The organism is Paenibacillus sp. SC116 (assembly GCF_024733555.1).
Taxonomy (GTDB): Bacteria; Bacillota; Bacilli; order Paenibacillales; family Paenibacillaceae; genus Paenibacillus_B.
The window spans coordinates 78,834-85,472 of the sequence record NZ_JANIOF010000008.1 but is presented as its reverse complement, the minus strand read 5'-3'; the positions used below and the strand labels follow the sequence as shown (position 1 = coordinate 85,472).

Genomic DNA, 6,639 nt, shown 5'->3' with positions numbered 1-6,639 from the left:
GATATAGGATAAGCCAACCACAGTCGTACCCAACCATCCGTCTGCCAAAATATCATTATCGTTGATGGCCACGCTGTCCAAAATGCTTGGTGCTGCCAAGCTTCAATTTCTATCAGCAGCTGCTTCCAGATGGAAGAAGTCGTCGTTAGTAGCCTCTCCCCACCCGCTTTTGCCGCTGAAAAAACGGATTTCATAAGTGGATGAATCCACTTATGAATATTTGTCAGTATCGTATCTACTGTCATTGCAGTACCTCCGAGCGCTTCATTGTATAACTGCGCATTCAGCTCGTACGATCCATTTTCACCTTGAATAACGTCTGCTCTTGCTGGAATCGCCACTGCCTGCTCCGCATCCGGAACAATACCTCTCGCGGGGGTTGGATCAAATGGTACCCACCCCACTTCTGGCATATATACTTCCACCCATGCATGTGCATCTGAATGACGAACCGTATAGGTGCCATCTGCTGCTTGCTCTCCTGGTGCAAAACCTTTGACCCATCGAGTAGGAATGCCCTGTGTCCGCAGCATAACTGCCATCGCCGTGGAGAAATGTACACAGTAACCTTGCCGCTGTTCAAATAAGAAGTGGTCGACAAAGTCGCTTTCCTCCTCTGGAACAGATGTGGCTTCCGTTGTATAGACGTAATTCTCCAGCAAGTAGCGTTGAACACGCTCAACACGTTCATATCGGTTAGAAGCGCCTGCTATCAGTTTCGCTGTAAGTTCCGCCACTCTATTTGGCAAGTTCTCTGGAAGCTCTGTATATTTACGCTTCACTTCTTCCGGGTCATCAGTATCTGTTAATCCTGCCAACAACGCTGGTGTACCGATAAAATGACTTACTTCGACAGTATAGGCCAATGCTTTTGTATCACCAATTTTGACTAACTCAGGCTGATCACCACTCGATTTAGCTTGAATGAGCCGGCCACCGTGCAGCAAAGGCATCCCTGCAGGAAACTGTTCAAAGCGCAAATGCTGTTCAAATGGTTCTGACCATGCGTTTGCCATTAGGTTGGACGGACTGCTGTTATTCAGTAATGCCGTTCGAACACTCTCTGTTTGCTCCAAATCATCTCTAGCGTCCCAGCCTTGCCCTGTATACAATTGTTTAGATTCTGCACGCCAATAAGTTGGCTGAGGAGTAGTTGCACGAAACAACACTGCTTTGTTCATCTGAATTGGCATCCCAAGCTGACGATCATCCTGTCCGTATCCGGTCACTCCAACCGTAGCAATGGATCGGCCATCTTTGTTGGCCTGCCCTTGCAATCGATCACCATTGTCTATCAGCTTCTCGAATTTTTCTTGTACCCATGACTCAAGTGCAGGCCACACAGTAGGACTTCTACTAGCAAAAGTCATCGCCCATAGTGTGTAACTCATGACTAATACAACAGCCAACCACATCGTAGCCAGCCACCAACGAGCAGGCCATGCCGCCGAGTACTGATTACTTTCCTCACGCTGACGCTGCAATTGCAGCCAAGAGACGGCAATTATCGTCCATATGAATGCACGAACAAGACCATCCCCTGTGTCTAGGCCCATGACTTTTTCCATCAGCAGCAAATATACAAGTGTTGCCGAACTAAACAAACTGACAGAATAAGATGAAGTCATCAACGATTGAACGAGTAAGCTTAACAGCATAATAAAAACCAAAATTACCGCGAGCTCACCTACATCTGAATAGCGGTAGTCATCCCCTTTTAGAAGGTTTATCGCCATTCCTTCTAGATCCACAGTCCAAGCTTGAATCGTGTCTACAAGCTGCCACGGCATGGAAACTACGCTTCCTAACCATGTTTCATTCTCTAAACTCGTCCATGCGCTGACCAGCAGAACGGTTGAACATACAAATCCACCTTTTAACCATTTGGAAGAACAGCATTGACCTATTATCAGAGCTGCACCTACAGGTATTAGCCATGTGCCTAAAGGAACGGACATCCTTAAATAGGGTGAATGATAGAAAGGAAGCAGCCATTCTACAAACAATCCCATCAACAGCAAGTTGCAGCCTAGCCAGCTCCACCAATGTATAAACCTTGTAGAACGGTTATTAGTTGATTCCGTTTGCTGCATGCCGGTATGGAAGGGAGTTGTTTTGTTGCTGATAGATACATCTTTGGCTTCCATTGATGCTTTCCGATCTTCATTTGCGAGAGACGATAACGGTTGTCGTTCAGTTGTGAAGTGTAACATCGTCGCTTCCTCCCGCATGTTTATTTAACGGACTCCCTATAGACATTCGTTCTGACGAGTGCTGTGCCGTTGCTACTGTCTGTGATTCCAACTTTGGTTCCAGATCCGGTACAGGTTTCTTCGGATGGGTCGAGGCTTGGATCCAACATGGAATGCTGGATATCTGATAATGAGACTGAATCGATGCCAATCGTGAGGTTGCGTCATAAGGACTAATGACGATTACGGATGATTGAGCAGAAATATATTGCTGCGCTTCTGATGGTGACTGAACTGTATATCCTATGCTTGTCCCTTCTTCCCCTAGCCTTCTACCCGCTGCAAGATGAAAGATGATCGATTCATAGCCACGTATCCACGTTTCCGTTAATGTTCGAAATAGCTGTATTCGCCCACGATATCCGCTCTTTTCTAGTCTCCATACCCACTCTATTGTTGTGTCTATTAACGCTGCAAAGGCATCTTTGCTTAATTGATTCCCCTGCACTGAACTATCATCGAACAATATAATCATGTCGTTCTCTTCCTCTGCTTGATGAGGCCGCACAACTAGTTGACGACTCTTTGCATAGTTCCGCCACTGAATGGAGCGCCATGCATCCCCCTTCTGATAGGGACGAAGCTCCATGGAAACCATCATTCCTTGTGAAGGATTTCGCTGCCGCAGCATTTGCACAAGAAGCTGCTGCAAACCGTCATTGCTATCCCATTGAGCAGCAGAAGGAACGACAATGGCGTGACTTATTTCAATAGTCTTTTGGCCGACTGCATGAGGTTCTGATGTGGAGTCAGAATGCTTTCTAAGCTGTATATCTGATACCTGCTCGGAAGGGGGAATCAATCGCCCCCTGCGCCACCATCCAAGCAGATCTCCTGTTGCGATATGCGTTCCTCCATGGCGATAAATGCCCAGTGTCACGGCAGGCAAGCTCATCTTGCAGGTAAGGCGGCGCTGGCTGCCAGGGTAGAGCATACGGGTGGAGGACAACTGGTCCAGCACCTCACCTTGCTCGTCTACCCGCAGCCACACCTCTGTCACTTGCAGCCAAATTCGCGGCAGCCGTGACCGCGATGTAATCGTTGTTGTCCAGACGAGTTCTGTCTCGACAGGACCGATCTTGCGACCGCATCGCGTTGTGGCAGCTTGAATATGCCGCAGCGGTGCGGTCAGGCAGCTGCACGCGGCGAAGAGCCAATAGCCGAGCAGCGCTGCTCCCATGAAGCTGAGCGCTCCATGTCGCTCAGCTATGCCCCATATGAGCAGGACAAGCGCTAGCAGTCCTGCTGCTGTTGGGCGCAGCCATTCAGCGCCTAGGTCTGTTCCGATTGCCTGAAGCGGATTCGGCATCGACCGCTTCAGGCGAGGCGGAGGCTGCTTTAGGCGAAGCTGCTGGTGACGATCCTGCTGCTTTGAACGCTCCGAGCGAAGCTGCAACAGCTGCGGCTTCATCGGAACAGACCCCCGAGCCACGAATGGTTGGCTCGGCGCTGCTTGCGCAGCATCGCAGGCAGCTGCTCAGGCATGCCACTGCCTGTATAGGCCGGGCGTCGGAGCAGCTTAGCTGCTTTGCGCGCCTTGCGGCCCCCTTGGCTGCCGCTCCCGCCCGCACTCGCATGCGTACGCGGCAGCTTGTGGCCGAATGTCGGCACCGGTGTGCACCGCAGCAGCTCCTGGATCATGGATGCCTGCCGCTCAGCGGCATCCTCCCCACCTCGGAGCTGCAGCCGATGCGCCAGCACCGGCACGGCCACGGCCTGCACGTCCGCGGGTATCACATAGTCCCGTCCGTGCAGAAACGCTTCCGCTTGGCTCGCGCGCAGCAACGCTGCCGAGCCGCGCGGACTTACGCCAAGCCGTACCTCGGCGTGGCTGCGCGTCGCCTGTACCAACTCCACGATATAGCGACAAATGGCCGCATCCACATGCTGATTGCGGATTCGCTTCCGTATCAAAAGCCACTCATTTGGCGTTAAGACAGCGCGCACTCTTCGCGTGCAGCCTTCATACGCCAACTGCTGAATGAGCATATTGGATTCCATCTCCGGATCCGGATATTCAATCGTCAATCTCATCAGGAAGCGGTCCAATTCTGCTTCCAACAAGCGGTACGTGCCTTCGAACGATAACGGATTTTGGGTCGCAATAAGCATAAATGGCTCTGGCAGTTTGCGTGTAACACCATCGATCGAAATAGTCCCTTCCTCCATCGCCTCTAGCAAAGCTGCTTGCGTACGTGTTGAAGCTCGATTCAGCTCATCCGCAAGCACAATATGAGCCTCCAATGGACTTCCGCTATAACGCAGCTCGCCTCCATTTGGGTCAAACACCATGCTTCCGGTTACATCTGCTGGCAGCATATCAGGCGTCATCTGCAAGCGACGATAATCAGCAGCAGTGACTTGCGCTAATGTGCGCGCAAACAGCGTCTTTCCTACACCTGGAGCACCTTCCAGCAGCAAATGCCCGCCACACAGCATCGTAATACAAGCAAGCCGAAACACCTCCGGCTTGCCAACTACAATCTGCTGGAGCTGTTCCAGCAGCTGTGGAAAATCATGTTTAACAAAGCTGGACGTCCAGTTCGGTTTGTCCTTTATATCTTCATAACAATCTATCATTACAGCGATACCTCCATTCCTACTTGTGGAGCATTCTGTCCGACGATGATGAATAGAACCAATTCCTTGCTCTTGACTGCAAATGCCAACGCCAATAACTCCATGTATCTATGGATATTGATTAGACATACCTACTAGCCTGCTACCCTGCTAGCTTACTAGTCTCAGTCTCGCCCAATTCTATGAATTGTAAACAAATAGACAGCTAGACTAGAGGATGTAGAAGATGAAAATGGCAAAAAACCTTCTACATCACAGGAAGCACTGCAAACTGAGAAAAGGCTTATTTCTAAGCGTTTCCTATCAGCTGCTGTCTCTTGTTTGTGAAATAGAAGGTTTTAGGTTTGGATGTCATTTATACGTAATGAAGTTCCATTGATTACGGCTAAGCTTAAGCGTCAATCTTCCCCAATTCCAGAGGAATGAACTCATGCTTTAGCAATGGAATGCCTATCGTGTCTAGAACTGGACGAAGCGGCACCCACAGCACCCCATCTTCTTCGATCCCTTTCCAAATTAAGTGCTCACGTTCGCTCTCATCTACTTGCCAAAAAGCAGCCCCTGTGGCCCGATTCACGGTAATAGTTCCTCGTTTAAATTGAAGCTCAATTGGAGCTGAATCATCAGTAACGATAATTTCTCCATCTAAATGAGTACTCAATATACGCGCAGGAATATAAGTATTTTGTTGTATACGTTTGTACTGCCCTGGCTGCAGATTGAGCATCCCTACTTCTGTTGTTGCCTTGAAGCGCATCGAACGATCCTTTTGCTGCACAACTTGTTTCTCTGGCTGTTTTCTAGGTTGCTTCCCAGGTCGCTGTTCTGCTTGGCGTTCAGGCTGTTTTTCTCCTCGTACATCTACTGCCTTTACATGCTGATCGATCCAAGCCTGTGTAACAGCTTTACGTTCCCACCGCTTGCGTGATGATACTTTGAATTGAACGGGCTCCAAATCTGGAGTCATTACCTCGAACGTATAACCTTTATCACGATAAAATTTAATAATATCCGGCAGTGCCTTAACCGTCTCACCATGCCCTGCACTATCATGCATAAGCACAACCGTATGCGGCAATCTCGCCCCGGCTCGAATCGACTTCATAATTTCGCTTTTTGGAACACCTGATCGTTTGGAATCTCCACTGTCTACATGCCAATCGTGTACGATATAACCAGCTTGACCTAACAACTGAAAATACTGCCGGTCGAAATTCAAATACGTGCCTCCTGGAGCACGAACGAGACGAGGCTCATAACCAACTACCTCTTTGATCGCTTGACCTGTATCTCGGATTTGCTGCCAGAAATGACGGAAGTCGCTGTACAGCTTTTTATACGCATGATTATAGGAATGATTGCCGATCGCGTGCCCTTCTGCATCTATTCTCTTCAACAGCTCCGGATGCTCCTTTACTTGCTTGCCTAGGACGAAAAATGTGGCTTTAATTTTCTCTTTCTGCAATATATCCAATACATCAGCCGTGTGCTTGCTAGGACCGTCATCAAATGTTAAATAGACCACTTTGCTCGAAGAAGGAACAGGCTCCTTGGCAGCAATAGTAGGATTGATCCCTGTACCAAAGACGAACACAACAGCCAATATAAGTACAAGCAGCTTGCCTATTGTATTTGACCATCTCTTGCTTACCATGTATCGTTCCCTTCTCTCAAAAACTTTCATGATTAACGTCCTCCTTCAGTTCAGTGGTGAATCTGATTCCAATGAATGGATAAAAATGTGTAGTTCAGTTTATGATAGATTGCTAGGTTTCATGACGGTTTCAGAGATAAATAGAAGCAGCTT

Annotated in this window: 4 protein-coding genes; all 4 read right to left on the bottom strand. The window is 48.8% G+C overall.

What is annotated here, in order from left to right; genetic code table 11:
- The coding region (locus NQ117_RS22750) for a transglutaminase-like domain-containing protein (RefSeq protein ID WP_258280313.1) at window positions 1–2,213 on the bottom strand (2,213 nt) is incomplete at its 3' end.
- On the bottom strand, window positions 2,194–3,663 hold the full coding sequence (locus NQ117_RS22745) for a DUF58 domain-containing protein (protein ID WP_258280312.1): 1,470 nt from the start codon (window positions 3,661–3,663) through the stop codon (window positions 2,194–2,196). The genes NQ117_RS22745 and NQ117_RS22750, both read right to left, overlap by 20 nt.
- Window positions 3,660–4,832 (bottom strand): AAA family ATPase, encoded by a 1,173-nt coding sequence (locus NQ117_RS22740; protein ID WP_258280311.1) that lies wholly within the window; start codon window positions 4,830–4,832, stop codon window positions 3,660–3,662. The genes NQ117_RS22745 and NQ117_RS22740 overlap by 4 nt, the downstream gene beginning before the upstream one ends.
- A gap of 391 nt (window positions 4,833–5,223) precedes the next feature.
- Window positions 5,224–6,516, bottom strand: a complete 1,293-nt coding sequence (locus NQ117_RS22735) for a polysaccharide deacetylase family protein (protein ID WP_258280310.1) — start codon at window positions 6,514–6,516, stop codon at window positions 5,224–5,226.
- Window positions 6,517–6,639: the final 123 nt, after the last annotated feature.

Coding starts and splice junctions, on each gene's coding strand:
- NQ117_RS22745 (WP_258280312.1), bottom strand. CDS start 3,663: ATGAAGCCGCAGCTGTTGCAGCTTCGCTCGGAGCGTTCAAAGCAGCAG.
- NQ117_RS22740 (WP_258280311.1), bottom strand. CDS start 4,832: ATGATAGATTGTTATGAAGATATAAAGGACAAACCGAACTGGACGTCC.
- NQ117_RS22735 (WP_258280310.1), bottom strand. CDS start 6,516: ATGAAAGTTTTTGAGAGAAGGGAACGATACATGGTAAGCAAGAGATGG.